The 26,513-nt window shown below is 61.2% G+C and carries 27 protein-coding genes; 14 read left to right on the top strand and 13 right to left on the bottom strand.

The features are described from left to right. Window positions 1–199: 199 nt before the first annotated feature. The 3 genes from Q1A91_RS06500 to Q1A91_RS06490 all read left to right on the top strand — a co-directional run bounded on the left by Q1A91_RS06500 (window position 200) and on the right by Q1A91_RS06490 (window position 4,028). Entirely contained in the window at window positions 200–1,906 is a 1,707-nt protein-coding gene (locus tag Q1A91_RS06500; protein WP_299874609.1) for a peptide ABC transporter substrate-binding protein, read from the top strand. A 114-nt stretch (window positions 1,907–2,020) separates the two neighbouring features. Continuing rightward, window positions 2,021–3,058: an ABC transporter permease gene (locus Q1A91_RS06495; protein ID WP_299874606.1), complete on the top strand. Its 1,038-nt coding sequence runs from the start codon at window positions 2,021–2,023 to the stop codon at window positions 3,056–3,058. Continuing rightward, entirely contained in the window at window positions 3,051–4,028 is a 978-nt protein-coding gene (locus tag Q1A91_RS06490) for an ABC transporter permease (RefSeq protein WP_299874604.1), read from the top strand. The genes Q1A91_RS06495 and Q1A91_RS06490 overlap by 8 nt, the downstream gene beginning before the upstream one ends. Before the next feature lie 125 nt (window positions 4,029–4,153). Here the strand turns inward: Q1A91_RS06490 and Q1A91_RS06485 are convergent, their stop codons facing one another. The 7 genes from Q1A91_RS06485 to Q1A91_RS06455 form a co-directional block, all read right to left on the bottom strand. Then, complete coding sequence (locus Q1A91_RS06485; RefSeq protein WP_299874601.1) at window positions 4,154–5,437, bottom strand: DUF3422 family protein; 1,284 nt, start codon at window positions 5,435–5,437, stop codon at window positions 4,154–4,156. A 321-nt stretch (window positions 5,438–5,758) separates the two neighbouring features. Further along, entirely contained in the window at window positions 5,759–6,160 is a 402-nt protein-coding gene (locus Q1A91_RS06480; RefSeq protein ID WP_299874598.1) for a carboxymuconolactone decarboxylase family protein, read from the bottom strand. Between the two features lies 1 nt (window position 6,161). Then, complete coding sequence (locus Q1A91_RS06475; RefSeq protein ID WP_299874595.1) at window positions 6,162–6,530, bottom strand: MerR family transcriptional regulator; 369 nt, start codon at window positions 6,528–6,530, stop codon at window positions 6,162–6,164. Between the two features lie 221 nt (window positions 6,531–6,751). Then, window positions 6,752–8,269: an NAD(P)(+) transhydrogenase (Re/Si-specific) subunit beta gene (locus tag Q1A91_RS06470; RefSeq protein WP_299874592.1), complete on the bottom strand. Its 1,518-nt coding sequence runs from the start codon at window positions 8,267–8,269 to the stop codon at window positions 6,752–6,754. A 13-nt stretch (window positions 8,270–8,282) separates the two neighbouring features. Then, window positions 8,283–9,863, bottom strand: coding sequence for a Re/Si-specific NAD(P)(+) transhydrogenase subunit alpha (locus Q1A91_RS06465; protein ID WP_299874589.1), 1,581 nt, complete (start codon window positions 9,861–9,863; stop codon window positions 8,283–8,285). 128 nt (window positions 9,864–9,991) lie between these two features. Beyond that, window positions 9,992–10,474 carry an isoprenylcysteine carboxylmethyltransferase family protein gene (locus tag Q1A91_RS06460; RefSeq protein ID WP_299874587.1) on the bottom strand — a complete coding sequence of 161 codons (483 nt, stop codon included), beginning with the start codon at window positions 10,472–10,474 and terminating at the stop codon, window positions 9,992–9,994. Between the two features lie 81 nt (window positions 10,475–10,555). Further along, window positions 10,556–11,269, bottom strand: a complete 714-nt coding sequence (locus tag Q1A91_RS06455; protein ID WP_299874584.1) for a porin — start codon at window positions 11,267–11,269, stop codon at window positions 10,556–10,558. Between the two features lie 240 nt (window positions 11,270–11,509). Here Q1A91_RS06455 and Q1A91_RS06450 point away from each other — a divergent pair, with 240 nt between their 5' ends. After that, window positions 11,510–12,262 carry an SDR family NAD(P)-dependent oxidoreductase gene (locus tag Q1A91_RS06450; protein WP_299874581.1) on the top strand — a complete coding sequence of 251 codons (753 nt, stop codon included), beginning with the start codon at window positions 11,510–11,512 and terminating at the stop codon, window positions 12,260–12,262. 46 nt (window positions 12,263–12,308) lie between these two features. Further along, window positions 12,309–12,848: a hypothetical protein gene (locus tag Q1A91_RS06445; protein ID WP_299874578.1), complete on the top strand. Its 540-nt coding sequence runs from the start codon at window positions 12,309–12,311 to the stop codon at window positions 12,846–12,848. A 15-nt stretch (window positions 12,849–12,863) separates the two neighbouring features. On the opposite strand, the gene Q1A91_RS06440 is transcribed toward Q1A91_RS06445, so the two are convergent. From Q1A91_RS06440 to Q1A91_RS06430, 3 genes are all read right to left on the bottom strand, one after another. Further along, window positions 12,864–13,640, bottom strand: coding sequence for a gamma-glutamyl-gamma-aminobutyrate hydrolase family protein (locus Q1A91_RS06440; RefSeq protein ID WP_299874576.1), 777 nt, complete (start codon window positions 13,638–13,640; stop codon window positions 12,864–12,866). A gap of 91 nt (window positions 13,641–13,731) precedes the next feature. Beyond that, on the bottom strand, window positions 13,732–14,157 hold the full coding sequence (locus tag Q1A91_RS06435; protein WP_299874574.1) for a heme-binding protein: 426 nt from the start codon (window positions 14,155–14,157) through the stop codon (window positions 13,732–13,734). 68 nt (window positions 14,158–14,225) lie between these two features. Continuing rightward, window positions 14,226–14,375, bottom strand: a complete 150-nt coding sequence (locus Q1A91_RS06430) for a DUF2256 domain-containing protein (RefSeq protein WP_299876135.1) — start codon at window positions 14,373–14,375, stop codon at window positions 14,226–14,228. 228 nt (window positions 14,376–14,603) lie between these two features. On the opposite strand from Q1A91_RS06430, the gene pepN reads away from it, so the two are divergent. From pepN to Q1A91_RS06415, 3 genes are read left to right on the top strand one after another with little or no spacing between them, the layout of a single operon-like run. Beyond that, window positions 14,604–17,156, top strand: coding sequence for an aminopeptidase N (gene pepN, locus Q1A91_RS06425; RefSeq protein ID WP_299874571.1), 2,553 nt, complete (start codon window positions 14,604–14,606; stop codon window positions 17,154–17,156). Continuing rightward, on the top strand, window positions 17,153–17,893 hold the full coding sequence (locus tag Q1A91_RS06420; RefSeq protein ID WP_299874568.1) for an SDR family oxidoreductase: 741 nt from the start codon (window positions 17,153–17,155) through the stop codon (window positions 17,891–17,893). The genes pepN and Q1A91_RS06420 overlap by 4 nt, the downstream gene beginning before the upstream one ends. A gap of 9 nt (window positions 17,894–17,902) precedes the next feature. Further along, entirely contained in the window at window positions 17,903–18,337 is a 435-nt protein-coding gene (locus Q1A91_RS06415) for a hypothetical protein (protein WP_299874566.1), read from the top strand. A 3-nt stretch (window positions 18,338–18,340) separates the two neighbouring features. Here Q1A91_RS06415 and Q1A91_RS06410 read toward each other — a convergent pair whose 3' ends face one another. Beyond that, the gene (locus Q1A91_RS06410; RefSeq protein WP_299874563.1) at window positions 18,341–19,087 is read right to left on the bottom strand and encodes a transglycosylase SLT domain-containing protein; all 747 of its coding nucleotides are present in this window, start codon (window positions 19,085–19,087) and stop codon (window positions 18,341–18,343) included. Window positions 19,088–19,350: 263 nt separating this feature from the next. Here Q1A91_RS06410 and Q1A91_RS06405 point away from each other — a divergent pair, with 263 nt between their 5' ends. From Q1A91_RS06405 to Q1A91_RS06390, 4 genes are all read left to right on the top strand, one after another. Beyond that, entirely contained in the window at window positions 19,351–20,601 is a 1,251-nt protein-coding gene (locus Q1A91_RS06405; RefSeq protein WP_299874560.1) for a hypothetical protein, read from the top strand. A 70-nt stretch (window positions 20,602–20,671) separates the two neighbouring features. After that, window positions 20,672–22,183 carry an Asp-tRNA(Asn)/Glu-tRNA(Gln) amidotransferase subunit GatB gene (gatB, locus tag Q1A91_RS06400; RefSeq protein WP_299874557.1) on the top strand — a complete coding sequence of 504 codons (1,512 nt, stop codon included), beginning with the start codon at window positions 20,672–20,674 and terminating at the stop codon, window positions 22,181–22,183. A gap of 4 nt (window positions 22,184–22,187) precedes the next feature. Beyond that, window positions 22,188–22,649 carry a thioesterase family protein gene (locus Q1A91_RS06395; RefSeq protein WP_299874554.1) on the top strand — a complete coding sequence of 154 codons (462 nt, stop codon included), beginning with the start codon at window positions 22,188–22,190 and terminating at the stop codon, window positions 22,647–22,649. Window positions 22,650–22,711: 62 nt separating this feature from the next. Continuing rightward, on the top strand, window positions 22,712–23,239 hold the full coding sequence (locus tag Q1A91_RS06390; protein ID WP_299874551.1) for a DUF4177 domain-containing protein: 528 nt from the start codon (window positions 22,712–22,714) through the stop codon (window positions 23,237–23,239). A 22-nt stretch (window positions 23,240–23,261) separates the two neighbouring features. Here Q1A91_RS06390 and Q1A91_RS06385 read toward each other — a convergent pair whose 3' ends face one another. Continuing rightward, entirely contained in the window at window positions 23,262–23,519 is a 258-nt protein-coding gene (locus Q1A91_RS06385) for a BolA family transcriptional regulator (RefSeq protein WP_299874548.1), read from the bottom strand. Between the two features lie 76 nt (window positions 23,520–23,595). On the opposite strand from Q1A91_RS06385, the gene Q1A91_RS06380 reads away from it, so the two are divergent. Next, complete coding sequence (locus Q1A91_RS06380) at window positions 23,596–24,225, top strand: J domain-containing protein (RefSeq protein ID WP_299874546.1); 630 nt, start codon at window positions 23,596–23,598, stop codon at window positions 24,223–24,225. On the opposite strand, the gene Q1A91_RS06375 is transcribed toward Q1A91_RS06380, so the two are convergent. Beyond that, window positions 24,222–24,665, bottom strand: coding sequence for a hypothetical protein (locus Q1A91_RS06375; RefSeq protein ID WP_299874543.1), 444 nt, complete (start codon window positions 24,663–24,665; stop codon window positions 24,222–24,224). The genes Q1A91_RS06380 and Q1A91_RS06375 overlap by 4 nt on opposite strands. A 172-nt stretch (window positions 24,666–24,837) precedes the next feature. On the opposite strand from Q1A91_RS06375, the gene Q1A91_RS06370 reads away from it, so the two are divergent. After that, window positions 24,838–26,496, top strand: coding sequence for a hypothetical protein (locus Q1A91_RS06370; protein ID WP_299874541.1), 1,659 nt, complete (start codon window positions 24,838–24,840; stop codon window positions 26,494–26,496). Window positions 26,497–26,513 lie beyond the last annotated feature (17 nt).

The following is a 26,513-nucleotide window of genomic DNA, read 5'->3' as shown; positions in this document are numbered from 1 at the left end:
TCAATGCTTGCATTTGTGGCTAAACCTGTTTCGATAAGGGCATGCGGTTTCGCAGTTATCTGTGAGCGCAGCAACAGGCCTTGGTTACAAAACAAGGCAGTAGCCTGCGTTCTTGATCCTGTTGCGGAACCACAAATGGCGGGACAAACCGCCTGCCAAAGAACAAGCGACACTTCTGGTGTCCAACAAGGAGAGTATTATGAAGCTGAGAACCCTTTTGATGGGTGCTGTTGCCGCGACGGCATTTGCCCCCATGGCCATGGCCGAGGAACGCGGCCGAGATGGTGAAGTCAAGATCATCTACTGGCAAGCCCCTTCCATCCTGAACCCCTATCTGTCCGGTGGTACCAAAGATATCGAATCTGCCTCGCTCGTGCTGGAGCCGCTTGCGCGCTACAACGAGACCGGCGCGCTGGTTGCGTGGCTGGCCGAGGACGTGCCAACGGTCGCCAATGGCGGCGTATCTGCCGATCTGACCTCGATCACATGGAAGCTCAAGCAAGGGCTGGTGTGGTCTGACGGGTCTCCCGTGACTTCCGCTGATGTCGCATTCACTGCCGAGTACTGCATGCACCCCGAAGGCGGCTGTGCATCTGCATCCTTCTTTGACGGTGTATCCAGCGTTGAGGCCGTGGACGATCTGACCATCAAGGTCACTTTCGATGCGCCCAAGCCCAACCCATACGGCCCGCTTGTCGGCGGCCAGTCCCCGATCATTCAGGCCGCACAGTTCGCTGATTGTCTGGGTGCCAAGGCGCCAGAGTGCACCGAGGCCAACTTCAACCCCATCGGCACAGGCCCCTTCACGGTGACGGAATTCCGTCCAAACGACGTGATCAGCTATGCCGCAAATGAAAACTACCGCGAAGAAGGCAAACCTGCCTTTGCTTCCGTGACCTTCAAAGGGGGCGGTGACGCGGTTGCAGCCGGCCGTGCGGTTCTTGAGACCGGTGAATTCGACTACGCCTGGAACCTCCAGCTGGCACCCGACGTGATTGCCAAGATGGAAGAAGGCGGCAAGGGCATGGCCATCGCAGGCTTTGGTCCGCTGGTGGAACGTCTGGAAATGAACCTGACGAACCCCTCCCCCGATCTCCCGCCAGAGACACGCGCAACAGTGGCAGAGCCGCATCCGTTCCTGAGCGACGAACGTGTGCGCCGTGCCCTGTCCATGGCCATCGACCGCGCGCTGCTGACCGAAGTGGGCTACGGCAAGGCGGGCTCGCCCACCTGTGATCTGGTGCCTGCACCTGCGATCTATGCCTCCGGCAACGAAGAGTGCCTGACCCAGGACATCGACGGTGCCAAAGCGCTGCTGGACGAAGCGGGCTGGACTGACAGCGATGGCGACGGTGTGCGTGACAAGGATGGCGTGAAACTGGCGATCCTGTACCAGACCTCCACAAACGCTGTGCGTCAGGACTTCCAGGCGTTGATCAAGGACTGGTGGGGCCAGATCGGTGTCGAAACCGAACTGCGTAACCTCGATGCCTCCGTGTTCTTCGGTGGTGACCCAGGTTCGCCTGACACTTTCCAGAAGTTCTATGCGGATGTGGAAATGTACGCCAACACCTTCTCCGGCACAGATCCGCAGCAGTATCTGGCCGCCTACCGGTGCGGTGGTGAGCCCAAGCCCGACAGCCAGTGGCAGGGTGAGAACATCAACCGCTTCTGCGATCCTGCCTATGACGCGCTGATTGACGAGCTGGCACAGACCGGCGACATCGACAAGCGGGCGGAGCTTGCCAAGAAGATGAACGCAATGCTCACCTCTGAATCGATGACCATCGTGCCGCTGGTGAACCGTGCCCGTGTTTCGGCCCACGCCAACTCTCTGGGTGGTGTGAAGCTGAACGTCTGGGATTCCGAGCTGTGGAACATCGCAGACTGGCACCGCGCCGAGTGATCGTCCTCAGGGGTGCGCAGCTATTGCGCACCCCGCAGAGCATGACACATCAGGTGCGCGCGGCCTGCGCGCACCTCACCCTTCCAGACTTCTGACCAAAGGTGATGGCCCCCGATGCTGACCTTCACAATAAGGCGATTGTTGCTGTCGATCCCGACGCTTTTGTTCATCAGTCTTATCATTTTCATGCTGTTGCAACTCGCCCCCGGCGACCCGATGGCACAGGTCCCCCTGACCGTTCCCCCCGAAGTGAAACAGAAGATGCGCGAGGCGCTTGGCCTCGGCCAGCCGGTCTATGTGCAGTACTGGAAATGGCTGGTGCAGTTCTTCTGGATCGAACCGCAGGTGTTTATTGACTACCTGACCAATCGGTCCTTCCTGTTGGGATGGTTGCCCGACACGGCCCTTTATCAGGGTGAATTGCGCGTGATCTCCTGGCAGACCCGGTCGCCGGTGATGGACATCGTCGCCCAGCGGATGCCACAGACCATGTGGGTTGTCGGGCTGAGCTATGTGGTCGGTATCGTGATCGCCATTCCCATCGGGATCTATTCCGCCTACCGCCATTATTCGATCTTTGATCAGGCCGGTACCTTTGTCACGATGATCGGCTTTTCGATCCCGCCGTTCTTCACCGGTCCGCTGCTGATCGTGATCTTCTCGGTCTATCTGGGCTGGCTGCCCTCCATCTATGACACCACACATGTGGTCAATGACTGGGCCAGCTTCAAAATCCAGCTTCAGCAAATGATCATGCCGGTGATGGTGCTGGCGTTGCAAACCACCGCCCAGATCAGCCGCTACATGCGTGGCGCGATGCTGGACAACCTCAACCAGGACTATGTGCGCACAGCCCGCGCCAAGGGGCTCAGCGAAAGCGTTGTGGTGATGGGCCATGTGCTGCGCAACTCGATGATCCCGGTGGTCACGGTCATTGCGCTGGGGATGCCTGCGGTCTTCGGCGGTGCGATCATCACCGAAAACGTGTTCAAGGTGAACGGCATTGGCCAGTTGCTGCTGACAGCGCTCTTTGCCAACGACCTGCCGATGGTGATGACACTGACGTTCATCTTCGCGATCCTGATCGTGCTCTTCAACCTCATCGCAGACGTGCTTTACGGCCTGCTTGACCCGAGGATCCGCTATGACTGATCAGGCAACCGAGATCGAAACCTTCAGCGCGCTCACCGACAAGGAGCCGCAAAAGCCCCCGCGCAGCCAGTGGCGCGATGTGTGGGACCAGTTTCGCAAACACAAAGGGGCCGTGTTCGGCGGCGGCTTTCTGATCTTTATCACGCTGGGCGTTATCTTTGGCCCGTGGCTGTGGGATGTGGACCCCAAGGGGCTGGACATCCGCAACAAGAATTGGCGCCCCATCTACACGCTGCTGTGGGACAGCAGCGTCACGGCTGGCTGGGCGCATCCCTTTGGCACAGACCAGCTGGGTCGCGATATTCTGGCCCAGATGATTGCAGGCGGGCGTGTATCCATGGCTGTGGGCTGGCTTGCCATGGGTCTGGCGCTGGTGATCGGGACCGCCATCGGCGTGATTGCCGGCTACTTCAAGCGGCTTGATTTCTGGCTGATGCGTTTCACCGATCTGGTGCTGTCGCTGCCGATCCTGCCGCTGGTGCTGCTGGCGGTGACGCTGTTCCGCCAGCCTTTGAATTCGCGCTTCGGACCGGAGGGGGGGATGTTCATCCTGATCGTGGCCGTGATCGGCCTGACCTCATGGATGCAGACCGCCCGTATCGTGCGCGGCGATATTCTGGCCTTGAAGGAACGGGAGTTCATTCTGGCCGCCCGTTCCATCGGGACCACACCGGGCAAGATCATCCGGCGGCACCTGCTGCCCAATGTGATCTCTCCGATCATGGTCTCCGCGACGCTGGGTCTGGCGACCGCGATCATCACTGAATCGGCGCTCAGCTTCCTCGGGGTTGGCTTCCCATCGGATTATCCCACCTGGGGCAAGCTGCTGGCCGATGCGGTGCAACGGATGCAGGACTTCCCTGAGCGGGTGCTGTTGCCGGGCATTGCGATCTCGCTGACTGTGCTGAGCGTCAACTACCTGGGTGACGGTCTGCGCGATGCGCTGGATCCACGCATCAGGGGACGCTGACCCCGGCTGCGCCGTCTGTACGGGGTTCAAGGGCCAGATGAAGACGGGACCTGCCCCTTCATTTGGCCAATAAACTCATATCCGACATGTGCTTCAGATGCAGCATTTGACGGTGCGCGCGCGGGTCAATCCAGATGCTTGCGCAACCGCCGCACCATCATCCAGACGGCTGCGACCACAGGCAGCGTTACCACCGCCAGCAAGACGCCCTTGCTGACGCCCACCATCTCTGCCACCGGATAGAGCAGATACCCCGCAAGCGACACCGCGTAATAACTGATCGCCACCACCGACAGCCCCTCCACCGTGCGCTGGAGGCGCAGTTGCAGGTCTGCGCGCTTGTCCATGCTGGCGAGGATCTTCTGGTTCTGGGCAGAGCGTTCCACATCGACCCGCGTCCGGAGCAGTTCTGACGCGCGGATGGCGCGGGCGGACATGTTCTGCAGGCGGTTCTCGGTGGATTTGACGGTGCGCATCGCGGGTTCATAGCGGCGCATCATGAACTCGTGAAAGCCCTGGCGGCCCATGAATCGCTCTTCGCGCAGGGCGCTGATGCGTTCGCCCACGATCGCCTGATAGGCCCCTGTGGCCCCAAACCGAAAGGCCGTCTTCACGGACAGCGTTTCCAGCTCTACCGAGATGTCGAGCAAACCGTGCAGCGTGTCTTCGGCCAAGGCAGAGGGTCCGCGCATCTGCGCCATCAGATCGGTCAGCTTGCCGTCCAACGCGTTCAGTTTGGGGCCAATCTGGCGCACCATGTCGAAGCCCAGCATGGAGGCGGATTTATACATCTCTATCTCACACAGCCGCTGCACGATGCGGCCCGTGCGCCGCGCGCCGGTTTCCTTGTCGGCAAAGATCGCAACGCGCAGGTGGCCTGCGGGATCAATGCGGAAATCGGTGGCGATCACCGCCGCATCATCCAGCACCGATCCCACCGCGATGCTTTCGGGCACAAACCAGTCGCGCAAATGCGTGGCGATCTCCGCATCCGTCTCAGGCCGGGGCATCAACCGCAACAACGCAGAGGAGATCCGCCCGCCGGGGGCCGCATCCAGCCAATAGTCCGGGAAGACGTCGAATGCGTCGGGGTCAAAGGGCCGCTCGCTCAGCGCCTGACTGAAGACGGTGTAGGTGACCAGTTCGGTATGCTGTTCCCACTTCAGCCAGTATTTGCCCATCTCTCCGTAGTAATGCGTGGCCTCCGCATCCGGGCGCGGCGCGCCGTAGTGATCGAGCAGCGCCAGCAAGTGTTCGCGGTCCTTACTCCGGTCGCGGGCGGCGGCCCCTTCAGGTTGCTTGATCGCAAGAAACACGACTTTGGAGGGTGCCTTGAACGATGGAAAAGGCCGCGCGTGCAGCTCTCCGGTCAGGGCGTAGCGTTGGGGGTAGTCTTTGATCGGGGCCATGGGAAGGGTCCGGTTTGTTCTCTGCTCCCCCCATACATAGGGGTTTCTCCCTGGTTTAACAGATAAAAGTGATGTTTTTCAGCATGTTGGCCGTGTACTTTTGTATACTGAAAGGGGCCAACCCCTCACAATCACTGGTATATTGGGCTGAACAGAGGCCCAGAGACGACCCGTACCTGTAGCAACAATTCTAGAGCAGCCAACCCAAAACCTGAAGCACTCAGCCAAACAGAATTTTCCCAAGACCAAGCGTCGCGGCGCAGCCGGGGCCTTTCTGCGCAACTGAGTGCTTCAGGTTTTGGGTTGGCTGCTCTAGGCACATCAGGGCATTGCCGGGGTGGCCAATGTCGGAAGGGTGTCGAAAACCTCTATCGCCGCGTTCAATCCATTGATGGCAGAGGGCAGCCCGCCGTAGACAGCCATTTGCCAGATCACTTCTGCAATTTCCTGCGGGGTGGCTCCTGCGGCGAGGGTGTGTTCGATGTTTACCTTCAGCTGAGGCGCGGTCCAGCCGCCCATGGCCGTAAGCGCCGCGATGGTGCACAGTTGCCGGGTTTTGCCATCCACGCCCCCACGCGCATAATGGCGCCCATAGGCCCATTCCACCACGCTTTCGGCCATGCCGGGCACCAGCGCGTCATAACGACCTGACAGGATGCTCTCCAACTCAGGGTTCATCGCGGCAACATGGGCGCGGCCTTTTTCCAGTGCAGTGTCTATCATATCAGTTTCCCTTGGCCTTTTTTTCCATGGCGCGGTAGGCGGCGACCTTGCGGTCCATCAGCGCCATCGTGTCTTCCATCAGGGCCAGTCTGGTGGCGACGACTGCGCGGTGGGCTTCCAGCATCTCGCGCCGTTCTGTCAGGGTGCAGTCCCCTTGCTGGCGAAGTTCGGCATAGCGCACGCGGTCGGCCTGTTTCATGCCCGTCGCGTTGAGCTGTTCGAGAAATCCGATCCAGCCCAGCACCTCTGCCCCGTAAATCCGGCGTCCGGCATCATTGCGCAAGGGCGGTGCGATCAGGCCGATCTTTTCGTAGAACCGCAGGGTGTCGGTGCTGAGGCCGGTGCGTGTTGCCACCTCTCCAATCATCATTGTCTCTCTCCTTGGTGAGTCGATGGCAGTGTACGAGTTGGAGTGCACTCCAGCTCAAGCGCAAATGTGGGAGATCGGAATTTTCGAAGATTTCGAAGCGATTTCTTTGAAGACATCGGACACCAACGCAAAGCGCCCCACCGTTTCCAATGGGGCGCTTTGATGTCAGCATGGATCGGAAATTTTCAAAATTTCCGACCGTTTTCTTTAAAAGAAAACGATCAGTCGATCATCGGCAGCAGCTTATCCAGCGAGGCCTTCGCATCGCCATAGAACATCCGCGTGTTGTCCTTGAAGAACAGCGGGTTCTCGATCCCGGAATAACCCGTGCCCTGCCCGCGTTTGGAGACGAACACCTGCTTGGCCTTCCAGCATTCCAGCACCGGCATGCCGGCAATGGGGCTGTTGGGATCGTCTTGTGCGGCGGGGTTCACGATGTCGTTGGAGCCGATCACGATGGCGACGTCCGTATCCGGGAAATCGTCGTTGATCTCATCCATCTCCATCACGATGTCATAGGGCACCTTGGCTTCGGCCAGGAGCACGTTCATGTGCCCCGGCAAACGCCCCGCAACGGGGTGAATCGCGAACCGCACGTTCTTGCCTTTGGCGCGCAGTTTCTTGACCAGCTCGCTGACCGCTTGCTGGGCCTGTGCCACCGCCATGCCGTAGCCGGGGATGATGATGACGCTGTCGGCTTCATTGAGCGCCTGTGCCACACCGTCCGCTTCAATCGCGATCTGTTCGCCTTCCACGGCCATCTGCTCGCCCGCAGGGCCACCAAAGCCGCCGAGGATCACGGACACAAAGCTGCGGTTCATCGCCTTACACATGATGTAGGACAGGATCGCACCCGAGGAGCCCACAAGCGCGCCCACCACGATCAACAGGTCGTTGCCAAGGGAGAAACCAATCGCTGCCGCCGCCCAGCCGGAATAGCTGTTGAGCATCGACACCACGACAGGCATGTCCGCGCCGCCGATGCCCATGATCAGGTGGTAGCCGATGAACAGCCCCGCCAGCGTCAGCAGCACCAGCGCCCATGACCCGCCACCGCTGAGGTAGACGATCAGCAAGAGCACCGACAGCGCCGCGGCGCCTGCGTTCAGGAAATGCCCGCCGGGCAGTTTCTTGGCGCCTGTATCGACGGTGAATGGCAGTTTGGAGGAAGAGCCTGCCAGTTTGGCATAGGCGATGACGGAACCGGTGAAGGTCACCGCACCGATCCAGATGCCCAGCACCAGTTCAACACGCAGAATGCCGATCTCAACACTGGACTTCTTCGCGATCAGCTGACCGAAGGTGGACAACCCGTCATGGACTTCCTTGGGCAGGCCGATGGCCTTCAACCCGTCTTCGCCCACAGTGCCCAGCACGAGGCCCTGTGCCTCATAGACACCTGCAATGTAGTTGATCATCAGATCGGCGTTGAAACCGACAAAGACCGCCGCCAGACCCACGAGGGAGTGCATGATGGCGACAAGTTCCGGCATCTGGGTCATTTCGACCTTGGTGGCAAGCTGATAGCCGACCGCAGCACCGCCGGCGATCAGCACCAGAGACGCCAGCCACAGGCCAGAGCCGGGACCGACAAGCGTCGCCAGCACGGCAATCGCCATGCCGACAATGCCATACCAGACAGCGCGTTTCGCGCTTTCCTGCCCCGAAAGGCCGCCCAGCGACAGGATGAATAGAATGGCAGCGACCACATAGGCCGCGATGGTGAATGCGTTTTCCATTGCCCCTGCCCCTTTAAGATTTCTGGAACATGGCGAGCATCCGCCGTGTCACGAGGAAGCCACCGAAGATGTTCACGGCAGCCATGAAAATACCAAGCCCACCCAGGATGGTGATCAGCACGCTCGACGATCCGATCTGGATCAGCGCCCCCAGAATGATGATCGAGGAGATCGCGTTCGTCACCGCCATCAACGGCGTATGCAGTGAATGCGCCACGTTCCAGATCACCTGGAAGCCGATGAACACCGACAGCACAAACACGATGAAGTGCTGCATGAAGCTGGCTGGCATGCCGGGGATCAGGCCGATGCCCAGCACCAGTGCCGCGCCCACAGCCAGAAGCGTGACCTGATTTTTGGTCTGCGCCTTGAACGCTGCGACCTCGGCCGCGGCTTTTTCTTCGGCGGTCAGTTCCTTGGGCGCTTCTTTCTTGGGTTGTGCGGCGATCGCGGCCACCTTGGGCGGTGGCGGCGGGAAGGTGACTTCCTTGGCGTGGGCAATCGTCGCCCCCCGGATCACGTCGTCTTCCATGTTGTGGTTGATCACACCGTCTTTTTCCGGCGTGAGGTCGGTCATCAGATGGCGAATGTTGGTGGCGTAAAGGCTGGACGCCTGCGCGCCCATCCGGCTGGGGAAATCGGTGTAGCCGATGATGGTCACGCCATTCTCGGTCACGATCTTCTCATCCATGACGGTCAGTTTGCAGTTGCCGCCTTTCTCCGCCGCAAGGTCCACGATGACGGAACCGGGCTTCATCGCCGCAACCATATCTTCGGTCCACAACTCCGGCGCTTCGCGGTTGGGGATCAGTGCGGTGGTGATGACGATGTCGATCTCCGGTGCCAGCTCGCGGAATTTGGCCAGCTGTGCTTCCCGGAATTCAGGTGAGGAAACAGAGGCATAGCCGCCCGTTGCCGCGCCATCGGTCTGCTCTTCCTCGAAATCGAGATAGACAAATTCGGCGCCCATGGATTCGACCTGCTCGGCCACTTCGGGCCGCACGTCGAAGGCATAGGTGATCGCACCCAGCGATGTTGAGGTGCCGATGGCCGCCAGACCCGCAACACCCGCGCCCACAACCAGAACCTTGGCTGGCGGGACTTTGCCCGCCGCGGTGATCTGACCGGTAAAGAAGCGGCCAAAGTTGTTGCCTGCTTCAATGACCGCGCGGTAGCCCGCGATGTTGGCCATGGAGGACAGCGCATCCATCTTTTGGGCGCGGGAGATCCGGGGGATCATCTCCATCGCCACGACGGTCGCGCCCTTTTTGGCGGCCTGACCCATCTCTTTTTCGTTCGCGACCGGGCTGAAGAAGGAGATCAGCGTCTGACCGTCACGCAGCTTCTTCATCTCCGTGTCGTTGGGTGCGCGCACTTTGGCCACCACATCTGCGGCCTTCCACAAGGCGGCGGCGGTTTTGACAACCTCAACGCCTGCCTCTTCATACTTGGCATCATCAAACCCGGCAGCCGCGCCTGCGCCCGCTTCGATCACACAGGTGTGGCCGAGCTTTTGCAACGCGGTGGCTGATTCAGGCGTCATCGCGACGCGCGCCTCATTCGGGTAGAGTTCTTTTGGTGTTCCGATCTTCACTAGGCTTTCCCCTGTCTGAAAGCGCGGCTTGCGCGCGCGCCACAAGTGTGTGCACGTGCAGCACCTAGCGCGCAGCGCCGAGGTCTACAAGCGCTGGAACGGTCTGAAATGGCGCATTAGATGACGTTTTAGGCCCATCTGCGCGTTTTTTGGGCATATTCTTCAAATTCGGGCCCGAAACTTTCTTTCAAACGACCCTCTTCGAGCGCAATAAAGCGTCGCTGGATCACCGCAACGAAGGCGGGAATCAGCGCCAGCGCGGGCCAGTGCCCCCACCACGAGATAGCCCCGGCCAGTATCATCGCATCCCCCAGATAGATCGGGTTGCGGCTGATCGCGAAGGGGCCGGTGGTGATCATATGCCGGGGCATCTGATGCGGGACAACGCTGGTGGCGTGGGTGCGGAACGCGGCGATGGCCCAGATCATCAGCGCAACCCCCGCCCCCGCAAGCCCCGCGCCCAGCACTTTGGCAAGCGCGAAGGGGGCGGTCAGACCGGGAAACAGCCAACCGCTCAGGTATGCAAGACCAAGGAAACCCAGAAGCCAGACAGGCGGGATGTCGCGCGCCTGCGCCTTCGTCATATCGCCTTTGTCCAGCCAGTTCGCCATAAGTGCGCCGCTCCTTGAGGGCAGGATGGCCGGATCGCCTGCGCCCTTCAAGAGCCTGTGGCGCGTTCAGCGACGCCCGGCTCAGCCGCCGGGCAGTATCCGCGATACGTTGCGCGCGTTGAAGGTTGCGCCACGGTCCGCGCCAAAGCGATATGTGCCGCCAAAACCGATGAAGGGTTCCGAACCGCTCACCCCGCCCACGCGCACCCGCGCTGTGCCGACTTCGACAAACAGGTTGGTGCTGTCGTTCAGGTCGCGGTCAACGCTGACGGACAGACGCTCTACATCAATGCCACCGACATCAACGCTTTGATACTCTGCCGCGAAGCCATATCCGTTTTTCAATTCGGTCCGGCCCATCACGCCAAGAATGTTGGCCGATCCCGCACCCGCGCTGTCGGCCTTGCCAAAGAACCCTTCGACGTCCCAATTGCCCAGTTCATGGCCGGCTTCCAGACCGACGATATCAACATCATCGCCGTCGCCATCCTCAATCGTGTAGAACAGCCCGAAGGAAGTCGCGTCATTGAGGTGATAGATCGTATGCACGCCCAAGCTGCGGGTGTCGGCGCCGCTGGAGCCGAACTGGTTGAACGTCAGATCAAGCTGTGATGCCCAGTTTCGGGTCCACCCAAATTCAACCGACCCCTCAAGCGCGAGGCGATTGACATCCAGATCATCGGTGAAGCCGGAAAAGGACAGCCCGACAGAGCCGCCTGTGACTTCAACTGCATGGGCTGTGTGAGAGACGCAAAGTGCAGCGCCAACAAGCGCCAGGACATGGGGTTTCATCATTGTTGTGCTCCAAGAAATCTGCCTGTGGCCTCTGTGGTCGGGCCGTTGATACCAAATGACGCCTTGGAGGGGCGGCGGGCAAGGGAGCGGGGGTATCTCTCTGAAAGATAACATCAAAAGTTGTATTTTGGGCACGCAGACGCCCATCCGACAACCCGCGATGTAACGCACCGTCATGGCACGAACGCCCTTGCGCCGCGCGCTCTGCCGGATCAGCATTGGACCAAAGGGGAGGATATCATGGACCTGAAGGACAAACATGCGCTGATCACGGGCGGCGGTACCGGGATCGGTCTGGCCATCGCACGCGATCTGGCCGCAAAAGGCGCGCGCGTCACCATCACCGGCCGCAGGCAGGAGGTGCTGGAAGAGGTCGCGGGTGATACGCTCACCCCGCTTGCGATGGATGTGCGCGATGAGGCGGATGTACAGGCCAAGATTGCCCAGGCGGTGGCGCAGAACGGCCCGGTGCAGATCTGCATTCCGAATGCCGGCATTGCGGAGGGGCGCGGGCTGCACAAGACCGACATGGCATTCTGGCGCAACATGATGGCGACCAATCTGGACGGCGCGTTTTTGACCATACGTGAGAGCCTGAGCTCCATGCGCCAGACCGATTGGGGCCGCGTCATTGCGATATCCTCGGTCGCGGGGCTGCGCGGGTTGCCGGGGGCTGCGTGTTACTCTGCGTCCAAACACGGCATGATCGGGCTGATCCGCTCCCTGTCGGAGGATTACATGGGCCAGCCCTTCACCTTCAACGCGATCTGTCCGGGCTATGTGGATACCCCCATCATCACCCGCAACACCGAAAGCATCGCCCAGCGCACAGGTATGGATACCGACAAGGCGCGTGAGGTGATGGTGGGCATGAACCGTCACAAACGGCTGGTAGAGGCTGATGAGATTGCCGCTGCGGTGGCCTGGCTGGTTGGCCCCGGATCGCAAAGCGTGAATGGTCAGACGATCGAGATCGCGGGCGGGCAGATGTAAGCAAGCCTTAACCGGTCATTAACCATAGGCGGTATAGCGTCGGGGCATGAGACTTGCCCCCTGCCCGCCTGCCACGTTCTTTGTCACTTTGCGCCTTGCGGATCGGCGGTCGGACCTGTTGGTCCGGCAGATTGATGCGTTTCGGCATGCCATGCGGGGGGCGATGCAGCGGATGCCTTTTGCGATTGATGCGATCACGGTCATGCCTGCGCTGACCCATATGATCCTCGCCCTGCCCCCCGAGGCGGCGACGGATGCAAAGCCCCCCGTGCAGACCCTCAAACGCCGCTTTGTACAGCTTGTTGCCCCCGACGGGCGGGCGGCGGCGGCGTCCGGGGCGGCCAGCGTGTGGCATCGTGACAGCTGGATCTGCCCGCTGACAACCGCCCTGGAGCGCGCGCGGCATCGGACATTGATCTATCATGCGCCTGTCGAAGCGGGTCTTTGCGCCAGACCGCAGGACTGGCTGCACAGTTCCCTGCATCGGGATTTGCGGGTCGATGGGGATGTGACGCGGGACGTGACGCAGCAAGCCCGTGCCACTGATCACAGCGCCCTGCCCGCGAAGGCAGTCGTGTTGACTTAGAAAGGGATGTCCGGCTCAGACAGCCTTCAATGCCGGGGCAGCACCCCGTTCTTTCCAATCCCGCGCCGCGTCCCCAAAGGCACAGAACAACGGGCGTGACACCGGATCACCTGCGGCGTTCCACTCCGGATGCCACTGCACGGACAAGGTGAAACCCGGTGCGCCTTCCACATAGATGGCTTCCGGTGTGCCGTCATCTGCATGGCCATCGACCACAATCCGCGGGCCTGCTGTCTTGATCCCCTGGCCGTGCAGCGTGTTGGTCCGCACCGATGACGCGCCCATCAATTCGTGAAACACGCCCCCATCGCTGAAGGTCACGTCATGACGCAGCTCGAATTTCTCATCGAGCGATCCATCAGGCGGCATCCGGTGGTTCATCCGCCCCGGCAGATCGCGAATCTCGGGATAAAGCGTGCCGCCCATGGCGACGTTCACTTCCTGAAAGCCGCGGCAGATGCCCAGAAACGGCTGGCCCCGCTCCACGCAGGCGCGCACCAGCGGCAAGGCAATCGCATCGCGGGCGCGGTCGAAATCGCCATGCGCCTCGGTCTCCGGCTCTCCGTATTCCTCGGGGTGGACGTTGGGCCGCCCGCCGGTCAGCAAAAAGCCGTCGCAGGTCTCAAGCAGTTCCTCGACGGTAACGTATGCGGGGTCACTCGGCACAATCAGCGGCACGCAGTCAGAGACCTTTGCAATGGCCTCTGAATTCATCGTGCCACCGGCGTGGGTGGGATACTGATCGTTCAGCAGATAATGATTACCGATAATGCCAACAACAGGTCTGGCCATGGATCACCCTTTAAACTTGAAACTCCTCAGGAGATATAGGGAAAACGGGCCGCCGTCTCAACCATAGGGACACGCGGGCGGCCTGTCCTGCTCAGATTTCGCCGCTGAGCCCGGCGGTTTCGATGCCAAAAAGGGCAACTGCCGCGTCATTGTCCGATGTGTCGCCCGTGACGCCCACAGCCCCGACAACGGCCCCCTTGCGATCGCGCACCAGAACGCCGCCCGGCACCGGCACCACGGCCCCGCCATAGACGCCATTCACCGCCGCCATGAAATAGGCCTGATCCTCGGCCCGTTTCATCTGCGCGGTGCCTGCCATGCCCAGCATGACCGCGCCATGCGCCTTGCCATGGGCAATCGCAAACCGTCCCGGTGCCGCGCCATCCTCACGCTCAAAAGCCTGCACATGGCCGCCTGCGTCCAGTACAATCACCGACAGGGGTTTGAGGTCCATCTCCCGGCCCTTCTCAAAGGTCTTGCGGATGATGGTGCGGGCTTTGCGGAGTGAGATGGCCATGGGCTGATCCTTCGATCTGATGAAATGGAGAGGTTGCGCCGTTGTGGTGACACCAAATCTGTCGCCCCTCAAGGCTTCGCGCGCGTCTTTCTGCACCGATCAGAACAATAGCGCACCTCATCCCAGACCTTGGCCCATTTGCGCCGCCAGCTGAACGGCAGCCCGCAAGCGGCACAGGTCTTGGTGGGCAAATCGGCCTTCTTGCGCATCTTCGGCATGGCACATCCCTTGGAGACGGAAACGACCTCCGCCGGGGGGACGGAGGCCGCAGGTGATACGCCCCGATTGTTGGTCAATCAGTGGCGTTGGTGCCGGGCACGCCCGGATGTCAGATCGGTGGTGGCGTGCACATATGTCCCACACGCCGGCGTTCAGACCCCGTTGCAGGGTCTGCGTTACCAACCTAACGTGCGGGAAACGAAATGGTTCCACATTGAGGTGCAGATATGCGCGACGCGGCCCCCACCACGATCTATCTGGCAGATTACACCCCCTTCGGCTTTGAGGTGGACGCCGTGGCGCTGCACTTCACGCTGGATCCGCATCAGACGCGGGTCCGCTCCCGCATTGCCTTTCGCCCCAACCCGAACGCGACCGACCAGACCTTTTTCCTGCATGGGGAGCAGCTCAATCTGATCTGGGCCAGCATCGACGGGGAGACCGTCACGCCCGAGGTCACCGATCAGGGCCTGACCTGCGCCGTGCCCGACGCCCCCTTTGTCTGGGAAGCAGAGGTGGAGATTGATCCCAAAGGCAATACCGCCCTTGAGGGGCTCTATATGTCGAACGGCATGTATTGCACCCAATGCGAGGCCGAGGGGTTCCGCAAGATCACCTACTATCCCGACCGCCCGGATGTGATGAGCGTCTTTACCGTCACCATCGACGGCCCGCATCCCGTTCTGTTGTCCAACGGCAACCCGGTCAACATTGGGGAGCATACGGCTGAGTGGCATGACCCCTGGCCCAAGCCTGCGTATCTTTTTGCGCTGGTTGCGGGCGATCTGGTGGCGCATTCTGATCAATTCACCACGATGAATGGCCGCGACGTGGCGCTGAACCTATACGTGCGCCCCGGCGACGAGGGCAAATGCGCCTTTGGGATGCAGGCGCTCAAGGATTCAATGAAGTGGGATGAGGATGTCTATGGCCGCGAATACGATCTGGACCTGTTCAACATCGTCGCGGTTGATGACTTCAACATGGGCGCGATGGAGAACAAGGGGCTGAACGTCTTCAACTCCTCCGCTGTGCTGGCCTCGCCCGAAACCTCGACAGATATGAACTTTGAACGGATCGAGGCGATTATCGCCCATGAGTATTTCCACAACTGGACCGGCAACCGGATCACCTGCCGGGACTGGTTTCAGCTCTGTCTGAAAGAGGGGCTGACGGTGTTCCGCGACAGCCAGTTCACTTCGGATATGCGTTCTGCCGCCGTGAAACGCATCTCGGACGTGATTGATCTGCGCGGGCGACAGTTTCCGGAGGATCAGGGGCCGCTCGCGCATCCGGTGCGGCCCGAGAGCTTTCAGGAGATCAACAACTTCTACACCGCCACTGTCTACGAAAAGGGCGCTGAGGTCATTGGCATGCTCAAGCGGCTGGTGGGCGATGAGGCTTACGGTCGCGCACTAGATCTGTATTTCGACCGCCATGACGGGCAGGCCTGCACGATTGAGGACTGGCTGGCGGTGTTTGAGGAAACCACGGGCCGCGATCTGAGCCAGTTCAAACGCTGGTACGGACAGGCCGGCACGCCCCATGTGAAGGTGAGCGAGCATTGGGAAGACGGCACGTTGACCCTGACGTTCGAGCAGCACACGCCCCCCTCCACCGCCACGCCCGACCCGCAGCCACAGGTCATCCCGATAGAAATCGGGCTGATCGGCCCCATTGGCGACGAAGTGCGTGCATCGGAAATGCTGGAAATGACGCAAGCCCGACAGAGCGTTGTTTATGAGGGGCTTGGCGCGCGACCCACGGCGTCCGTCTTGCGCGGGTTTTCAGCACCTGTGGTGCTGAGCCATGATCAAAGCGATGGGGAACGTGCCCATTTGCTGGCCCATGACACCGATCCCTTCAACCGGTGGGAGGCAGGCCGGAACCTTGCCCGTGGCGCCCTTCTGGCGATGATCAATGAAGGCGCGGCACCTGATCGTGGGTATCTGGACGGGCTGCGCGCCGTGTTGACCGACCGCACGCTTGATCCGGCCTACCGCGCGCTGATGATGGGCCTGCCCAGCCAGTCTGATCTGGCCTCCACCCTGCACAACGCAGGCCAGACCCCGGATCCGGCCGCTCTCTATGCCGCGACGGATGCGATGCGCGCCGCGCAAGCGGTGCATTTCGGCGATGATCTGGCCGATCTTTATGCAGAGAACCGCGTGACCGAAGCCTACCGCCCCGATGCCGCGCAATCCGGCAAGCGCAGCCTTGCGGGCGGCATTCTGGCTTTGCTCAGCCGGGTGGACGGGGGCAAACAGGCCGCCCGGCAATATGCAGCGGCAGACAACATGACAGAACAGCTGGGCGCGCTGGCCTGCTTGCTGAAGGTCAAGGCAGGCGATGCGGAGCTGGCTGCCTTTGAAGCCCAGTGGAAAGACGACCGGCTGGTGATGGACAAATGGTTCGGCATGCAGGTGACGCAGTCAGAACCACAGGATGTTGCCGCCACGGTGAAAAAGCTGACCGAACATGCGGATTTCAACTGGAAGAACCCAAACCGGTTCCGCGCGGTCATGGGCAGCATGGCAATGCACCACGCGGGCTTCCACCATGCCAGCGGCGCGGGATACAAGCTGTTGGCCGATTGGCTGATCAGGCTTGACCCGGTGAACCCGCAAACCACCGCGCGGCTGTGCTCCGCTTTCCAGACGTGGAAACGGTATGATCCCGGCCGTCAGGCGCTGGTGGCCACGCAGCTTGACCGCATTCTGGCGACCCAAGGCCTCAGCGGCGACACCACGGAAATGCTCACAAGGATACGCACCGCATGACCAACCCTGTTTGTCTGATCACCGGCGCCTCTGCCGGTATTGGTGCCGCTGCGGCACGGCTGGCCGCACAGCGTGGATACGACGTTGCCATCAACTACAACACAGATCGCGCAGGCGCTGACGCCGTCGCACAGGCCGCTAAGGACGCAGGCGTGCGGCATGTGATCGTGCAGGCGGATGTGTCCGATCCCGCGGCCATCACGGCGATGTATGAAACCGTGGACCGCACGCTCGGCCCTGTGGATGCGCTGATCAACAATGCGGGCATCGTCGCCCCGTCGTGCCGGGTCACCGACCTGACCCACGACCGCCTGCGCCAGATGTTCGATGTGAATGTGATCGGTGCCATACTGGTGGCCAAGGAAGCGGTCCTGCGGATGGAGCCCTTGGGGCGCGGGGTGATCGTCAATGTCACCTCTGCCGCAGCGCGGCTGGGATCGGCCAACACTTACGTTGATTACGCCGCCAGCAAAGCCGCGATGGACATCTTCACCAAAGGCCTGTCAGATGAAGTCGCCCCCTCCGGCCTGCGCGTGATGGGCATCGCGCCGGGTCTGATCGAGACGGATATCCACGGCAAGGGCGGTGATCCAGAGCGCGCCGCACGTCTGGCCAGCGGGGTGCCGATGCAGCGCACCGGCTCAGCGCAGGAAGTCGCGCAGGCGATCTTGTGGCTGATGTCGGATGAGGCGTCTTACGTGACCGGGTCCACGCTTGATGTGACCGGTGGGCGGTAAGCGCACCGCATGAGCGCGCCCTTTGTCTTTGAGCAACAGGTGCGACGGCCTGTGACTGCTGTTGTTGTGCTGGCGATCTGGGCGCTTCTGCTGGCGGCATGGCTGTGGATGGAAGCGGCCCTTTGGTTGTTGGCGGTCATTGCCGTCTTCACCCTGCCCGCCCTGCGCGACCTGATCCGCAATCCTGCTGCGGGTCTGACGCTGTCAGACGACAAGATCACCTGGCACACGGGCCGCTATGAAGGCGCGCTTGAGGTGGCCGAGATCGACCACATGCGGCTTGATACGCGGTTGGATTTCTCGGTCCGGGCCACGGCGGTGCTGACAACAGGGCGCAAGATCAGGCTGCCCTTTGAAGCCACCCCGCCCCACCGCGCGTTCGAGGCCGCGCTGCAAGCGCGTGGCATTACCGTCAAACGGTTCCATTTCCAACTGATGCAGTGATTCTTATGGCCTTGGTTTGGGCCGCTTGGTCGACAGGTGCTGGCAATAGTCCTGTGCGCGCAGCCAGCCCGACATGTCACGGCGTTTCTTTGAAGACCGCATCGGCCCCCAATCCGCCGCCACACCGCGCCCGCCGCGCCCATAGATCACCCCGTCGCGTGGCACGGTGACTGCCATGATCCGGATGGCGCAGCTGAGGTTGGCTTCACCTTTCTTCAACGCCCGCCCGGTGCCGACCTTGCACTTATAGCCGCGCGCCGTGCCCGGCAGGATTTGCAACAGCCCATACCAGCGCCCGCCGCCACCCACCGCTGTTTCCCGGTAGGTGCTTTCATGTTTGGCAAGGGCCGACAGGAAGCCGACCCAGAACGCCCGCCGATCCGCATCACTGGCCTGCGGATAGGCCGGGCACCAGTTGCCGATGTCCGCCGGCACAAGCCGCACCAGCGGCGCGCCATGGCCCTTGAGCGCGGAGAGTGCCGCACGGGTCCAACCGGCGTGTCCTTCTTTATGTTCCCATCGGGTACTGGGCAGCACGGTTGTCCGGGCCTTGGGCCTCGGGCTCAGGCTGATCTGTGGTTGCAGGAGATCAGGCGTCCCGATCGCCGCCGCCGCCGATGCAATCTGTGGTTGATTTTCCTGAGTAAGCCCGGCGGGAGACACCGCTGTCGCTTCGGCCTTCACCTGCGCATCCGCACAACCAACGCTGACCGCAAATGTCAGCGCGCACCACCCCAGTACACGTTTCATGCTACCCATTATGCAGCTTTTCAGCCCCTGGGTGCAAGTGGGCCGGCATTCGAGCGCCGACACCATTGTTTCGACCCGGACACCTGACGCCACCAAAACGCCGCAAACCTACACGCAATAGGCGAACAAACACCGCGATATCTCCGCAGCGGTGCCATCCTTCCGCCCCAATGGAGCATCACAAAAGCAGTCCAACCCCTGTGACGGATTTTTGCCTGATGATGCCGCTGACCTCTTTTATTCAAAAGCAGAAAAAAGCCCTGATGGATCGCCTTCAGGGGCCTGAGTGGCCGCAGGCCGATGCGCTGCCGCCGCTTCGCCCGATCCGGCGCCGCGCGCTTGATCCGCACCCCGCTGCGGGACCCGATATGCTGCGCATTGCCTGCCCCGACCCCACCGCCGAGGACGCTCTGCGTGACCAACATCTTGAAGTGGCACAACGGCTTGTGCGTCAGGAGAACTGGGAAACCCTGTCAGAACGTGTGCGCGAGGCGGACAAGACCCGCGCAATGACGCCGGGCTCCATGCCCGTGGCAGAACTGATGGCCTACGGCGCGCGCGCAGATGTGACACTGGCGGCAGAGCATGCACTGCTCGCCGGACGGCCCGACAAGGGTGCGCCCTTGCTGGCGGGCATTGAATCGCTGGAGCATGTGCTGGCAGACCATCCTGACGATTACATCGTTTCGGCCATCGTGGCACAGGCGCATATGGACATCGGCTGGGCCTGGCGCGGCACCGGCTGGGACGCCGAAGTGCCCGAAGGCAACCGCGAGGCATTTGCCGCGCATTTTGACCGCGCGGCTGAAATCCTGAAACCCCACAACGCACGCGACAGTGATTCGCCGCTGCTGGCGGCAACGCATTGCGCCCTGCTTGGGGGCCTGGATGATCACGAACGCAAGGTGGCGGATCGCTATGAGACGCTGATCAATCTCAACCCCCAAAACCCCCGCGCCATGCGCGCCATGGGCAACCACTTGCTGCCCCGCTGGTACGGGTCCTATGCAGAACTTGAGCTTGAAGCGCGCCGCACGGCAGCCAAGGTTCAGGACGCATGGGGCGCAGGGGGCTACACCTGGGTGCAGTTCGACGCGATTTCCTGTGATGATGAGGCCTGCGCAAATCTCGATCTGGGTTTCTTCATCGAAGGCATGCGCGACATCCTCACCCGCCGCTCTGACAGCTATACGGTCAACCTGCTGGCCGCCTATTGCGCCACCGGCATCGGGCAGTCGTTCTCCGGCAACAAAGAGGCCGATCACAACCGCGCCGAGATCGCCAAATGCGCGCGCTGGATTGTGCGCGAGCATATGACCGAACTCCATCCGATGATCTGGGCCCATGCCGCGCGCGGGTTTGACAACAACCTGCGGGTCAAATCCCCCGCCCGCTTTGCCGCCGCTGGCCGCGACGAGGCGATGAAGATCATCACCAACCTGTTCAGCCATGAGATCGCCGATGGGCAGCGCATTGTCTTTACCGATGCCGGGGCCGAAGCCATCGCCAGCTGACCGGCTTTCCCTTGCAGCACTGCGCGCGCTGGCCTAAGACCGGGCGGATAGTGAACGCGCGGAGCCAGACATGCTTGACCTGACCTATGAGACCCCGACCCCCAAGCGCATTGCAGGCGCGAAAGATGACTGGGAACTGGTCATCGGGATGGAAGTGCACGCACAGGTTTCCTCCAACGCCAAGCTATTCTCGGGCGCCTCCACGACCTTTGGGGCGGAGCCGAACAACAACGTCGCCTTCGTGGATGCAGCCATGCCCGGCATGCTGCCCGTGATCAACGAATATTGCGTCGAACAGGCGGTGCGCACGGGGCTGGGCCTGAAGGCTGAGATCAACCTGAAATCCGCCTTTGACCGCAAGAACTATTTTTACCCTGACCTGCCGCAGGGCTATCAGATCAGCCAGCTTTATGAACCCATCGTGGGTGAAGGCGAAGTGTTGGTGGAAATGGGCGATGGCACAGCGCGACTGGTGCGGATTGAACGCATTCACATGGAACAGGACGCGGGCAAATCCATTCACGATATGGACCCGAACATGTCCTTCGTGGACCTGAACCGCACGGGCGTCTGCCTGATGGAAATCGTGTCCCGCCCCGACATTCGCGGCCCGGAAGAGGCCGCCGCCTATCTCGGCAAGCTACGCCAGATCCTGCGCTATCTCGGGACCTGCAACGGCGACATGCAGTCGGGGGCGATGCGCGCGGATGTGAACGTCTCCATCTGCCGTCCCGGTCAGTATGAGAAGTATCAGGAAACGCAGGATTTCTCACACCTCGGCACGCGGTGCGAGATCAAGAACATGAACTCCATGCGCTTCATCCAGCAGGCGATTGAGGTTGAGGCCCGCCGCCAGATTGCCATCGTCGAGGGCGGTGGCGAAGTGGTGCAGGAAACGCGCCTCTTTGATCCCGACAAACAGGAAACCCGCTCCATGCGGTCCAAGGAAGAAGCGCATGATTACCGCTATTTCCCCGATCCTGACCTGCTGCCTCTGGAAATCGAACAGGCCTGGGTCGATCAGATCGCAGCCACCTTGCCCGAACTTCCCGACGCCAAGAAAGCGCGGTTTATCAAAGACTTCGGGCTGAGCGACTATGACGCGTCTGTCCTGACCGCAGACCTCGATTCCTCCGGGTATTTTGAGGAAGTGGCCAAGGGCCGCGACGGCAAGATGGCCGCGAACTGGGTGATCAATGAGCTCTTCGGTCGTCTCAAAAAGGACGACACGGACATCACAGACAGCCCCGTCAGCCCTGCCCAACTTGGCGGTGTGATCGACCTCATCGCCTCTGACGCGATCAGTGGCAAGATCGCCAAGGACCTGTTCGAGATCGTCTACACCGACGGCGGCGACCCCGCGCAGATCGTCGAAGAGCGTGGCATGAAGCAGGTCACCGACACCGGCGCGATTGAAGCGGCAGTGGATGAAATCATCGCCGCCAACCCCGATCAGGTCGCCAAGGCGCAGGAAAACCCGAAACTGGCAGGCTGGTTCGTGGGTCAGGTGATGAAAGCCACGGGCGGCAAGGCAAACCCCAAGGCGGTCAACCAGTTGGTGGCGCAGAAGCTGAAGGGGTAAGGGCGTGGCCCATACCTCCTCCGTCAAGACCGTTCTGCCCGAATGGATCGACTTCAACGGCCACATGAACATGGCCTATTACAACGTGTTGTTCGATACTGCCGTGGATGAGGTCTATGCCGAGATTGGCTTTGGCCCGGCCTATCAAAAGACCGGGTTCACCACCTATGTGGCGGAATTTCACGTCTGTTACCTGCAAGAGCTCAAGCTGGGTGACCGGGTGAAGGTCAGCTTCCAAGTCGTTGATTTTGATGAAAAGCGCATCCACACCTATCAGGAAATCTGGCATGAGGATGGGTGGTGTGCGGCCACTGCCGAAGGCATGGTGCTGCATGTGGATCAATCCGGCCCGCGCGTCGCGCCGATGCCACCGCAGATCCTCGAACAGGTGAAACGCCACAGGGCCGCGCCCGATGATCTGCCTGACACTGCGCGGATCGGGCGGCGTATTGGCTTCAAGCGCTGAGCCGCTTTGCCATTTGCGCGCGACTTGCTATAGAGCGCTCTGAACAACCGAAAGCCCCCATCATGTCCCGTTATGAATATAAAATCGTTCCCGCACCGAACCGTGGCCTGAAGGGGAAAGGCATCAAGGGGCCCGAAGCGCGCTTTGCAAACGCGCTTGAAGGCAAGATGAACGCATTGGCCGCAGAGGGCTGGGAATACCAGCGGGCCGAGACTCTGCCATCGCTCGAGCGGTCGGGTCTGACGTCCACCACAACGGAATGGCGCAACGTTCTGGTGTTCCGCCGCCTGCGTGAGAACGACGCAGAGGCTGCCAAGCCGGAACTCCTGCCCCCGCCAGCGGCAGAGAAAGAGCCGGAAAAGAAGACGGCGGACAAGGCCGACGCGAAGGATGACAAAACACCCGAGGATGCGCAGGATACCGCCGCACCGGATGAAAAGGCCACGGCGGAAAATTCAGGCGATACGCCTGCGGAGACAGCAGATACCACGACCGACAACGGGGTTGAGGACACCGGAGATGTCTCCGTGATCGGGTCCTCTCTGGGGAAATTGGCGAAAGCGCGAAAACTATCTAAATCAGATAGTTAAGCGCGATACTTAAGCCATCACTTCAAGTATCCAGATCAAGCGCCAGCGCGTGAATGCGCGCCATCAGGTCGGACCCAAGCGCATTATGCACAGCCCGGTGGCGGGCGATCCGGCTGAGCCCTTCAAAGGCATCCGAGCGGATTCGGACGTTGAAATGGCTCTCCCCGCCCTCTTGAAATCCGGCGTGGCCGCGATGACTTTCACTGTCATCCACCACCTCAAGCTCGCGCGGGGAAAGGGCGTTTTGCAGCCGATCGGTGATCTCTCGCGTCTTTGACATTTTTTTGGTCGCGCCCCCTTCAATCTCTCCCCACAAGGTCTAAACTCAACCGCCTGAGTCGGAAAGGTCCCTATCCATGTCCAAGCCTGATCCCTTCGGATTCGACATGTCCGTGTCGTCCTCCAAAAAGAAGAACCCGCGGGGCCGCCGCGGCCTGTCCGGCGCGTCCGAGACATCCACGCGGATCTGCGATCACGACGGATGTGAGGAAGCGGGCAAGTACCGCGCGCCCAAGGCACCCGACGTGCTGGATGATTTCTTCTGGTTCTGCCAGCAGCACGTGCGTGAATACAATCTCAAGTGGAATTTCTTTGACGGCACGACCGAGGCGGAGATGAACGCACAGCTGTCCGAGGACAAGGTGTGGGAGCGCAAGACCAAGCCGCTGGGCGATCCGGAGGCGCGGGCCTGGGCGCGGTTGGGCATCGAAGATCCCCATCAGGTGCTGGGCAAGAACGCCACGCAGAACCCCGGCAAAGGTGGCGGGGCCAGCGGGCGGCGTCTGCCCCCAACCGAACGCAGGGCTGTGGAAATTCTTGATATCAAAGACAATATGACCAAGCCGGAAGTGCGTAAGGTCTACAAGTCGCTGATCAAGGTGCTGCATCCCGACATGAACGGCGGCGACCGCAGCCAGGAAGAGCAGTTGCAGCAGGTCGTCTGGGCCTGGGACCAGATCAAGGCCAGCCGCAACTTCAAGGACTAGCGCCCCCAAACCACCTGCCCCTGGGCGGCAATGAACGCTGCCGCCCAAACCGCCCAGACCAGATAATGCTCCCCCAGCATGCCCAGCACGTAGACAGGGCCAAGGACACTCATCCCGGCGAATGACACGACCTGCTCCATCACGGCAGTCCCCATCAACCATTCATCCACCCCCAGCAGCGGCACCGCAATCGCAGCGCCCAGCACGGTACAGGCCGCAAAGGTCAGCCCGGCCCGGAACCAGCCCCACGCCCCGTCGCCGCCAAATCCACGCGCCAGCAGATAGCCCGCGATAAACGCGCCCATGAATGCCGCGCGCACAAAGCCCCAGTCGCCGTAAAACATCCGGTCCGTCAGGACGATCAGCAGGGCCACCATGCCCCCAGACACCCCGACCATCGCGGCACGGCCAAAACGTTGTTCTTGTGTGATGATTTGCATGAACTCTCTCCTCAGCATGATAGGGAGGAACATATCCGCACCCCTGTGCAGCCGCCGCGTGCCAGTTGTGCAGGGGCTGTGCAGCCTGCAAATGGCAACAACCTGCAATTTATGTCTGTGCAAAAGGCCGTGTTTTCGGCATATTTGCGCAAGTACAGAAGGATCACATCACATGGAATACGGCTATGATCTGGGTGCGTTCAAACGCCCGGTGACCGCAAGCTCGGATGCAGCGCAGTGCTGGTTTGACCGGGGCATCAACTGGACCTACGGGTTCAACCATGAAGAGGCGGTTGTTTGCTTCAACCGCGCGATAGACGCTGATCCCGCCTGCGCCATGGCCCATTGGGGCGTGGCCTATGCCACCGGCCCGAACTACAACATGCCGTGGGCGTTGTTTGACGACAAAGGACGCGCCAAGGCGTTGGCCACCGCATATGACGCCACGCAAGCGGCCCTTGCGGGGAGGGATGGCAAAACCCCTGTCGAAAAAGCGCTGATCGAGGCCTTGCAAGCCAGATACCCCCAACGCGATCTGATCGAAGACATGACTCAATGGGACAAGGATTTTGCGACAGCCATGCGCGGCGTTTACGCGCAGTTTCCCGATGACTTCGAAGTGGCCGCCGTCTTTGTCGACGCGCTGATGAACCTCACCCCATGGAAGATGTGGGACATCGCCGCAGGCGAGGTCGGGCCGGGTGCCCACACGGTCGAGGCGCAAGAGGTGCTTGAGGCCGAACTGGCCAAACCCGGCGGGATGGCGCACCCCGGCCTGCTGCACCTCTATGTGCACCTGCTTGAAATGTCGCCCTACCCTGAAAAGGCGCTCAAGGCCGGGGATGTGCTGCGCACCCTGTCGCCAGATGCCGGGCACCTCATTCACATGCCCACCCATATCGACGTGCAATGCGGGCATTACGAAAATGTCGTGCGCTGGAACGAACGCGCGATTGAGGCGGATCTGAAGTATTACGACGCTGAGGGCGCCTTCAACTATTACACCGGCTACCGCCAGCATGATTACCATTTCACCATCTATGGGGCTTTGTTTCTGGGACAGTTTGAACCCGCCATGCGCGCCGTGCGCGGCCTGAGGGAGACAACACCAGACGCGCTGTTGCAGATCACCTCTCCGCCAATGGCCGATTTTCTGGAAACCAAGCTGAGCATGGAGCCGCATGTGCTGATCCGCTTTGGCATGTGGGAGGAAATCCTCAAGCTGCCCGATTTCGAGGACAAGGACCTCTACGTCTATTGCACCGCGCTGCTGGAATATGCCCGCGGTCTGGCGTTGTCTGCTTTGGGCCGCGTGGCTGAGGCGGACGCGCAGTTGCAGGTGTTTGAAGCCGCCCGCGCCCGTGTCCCTGAAAGCCGGATGATGCACAACGTGCGGGGTGTGGACATGCTGGACGTGGCGCAAGCCATGCTGGAGGGGGAGCTGACCTATCGCAAAGGCGACTACGAGACCGCCTTTGCCCATCTGCGCCGTGCCGTCGCACTGGACGATGCGCTGCCCTATGACGAACCCTGGGGCTGGATGCAGCCCACGCGCCATGCCTTGGGCGCGCTGCTCTTTGAGCAGGGGCACCACGCGGAGGCGGAACTGGTCTTCCGTCAGGATCTGGGCCTTGCCCCCGGCCTGCCCCGCGCCTGTGTGCATCCCGACAATGTCTGGGCGTTGCGAGGGCTTTACGATTGCCTCGCGGCTCAGGGCAAAACGGAAGAAGCCGCAGGCCTGAAACTGCGGCTCGATCTGGCCGAGGCACGCGCGGATCGTCCCGTCCGAGCCGCCTGCGGCTGCGCACAGGTTGCCATGGCTGCGGGCTGAGTTATCTGGCCTTACAG

Origin of the sequence: uncultured Sulfitobacter sp. (assembly GCF_947500075.1) — a bacterium.
Classification (GTDB): domain Bacteria; phylum Pseudomonadota; class Alphaproteobacteria; order Rhodobacterales; family Rhodobacteraceae; genus Sulfitobacter.
Note: the sequence above shows the minus strand (reverse complement) of the source record. Positions and strands in the feature narration are given on the sequence as shown.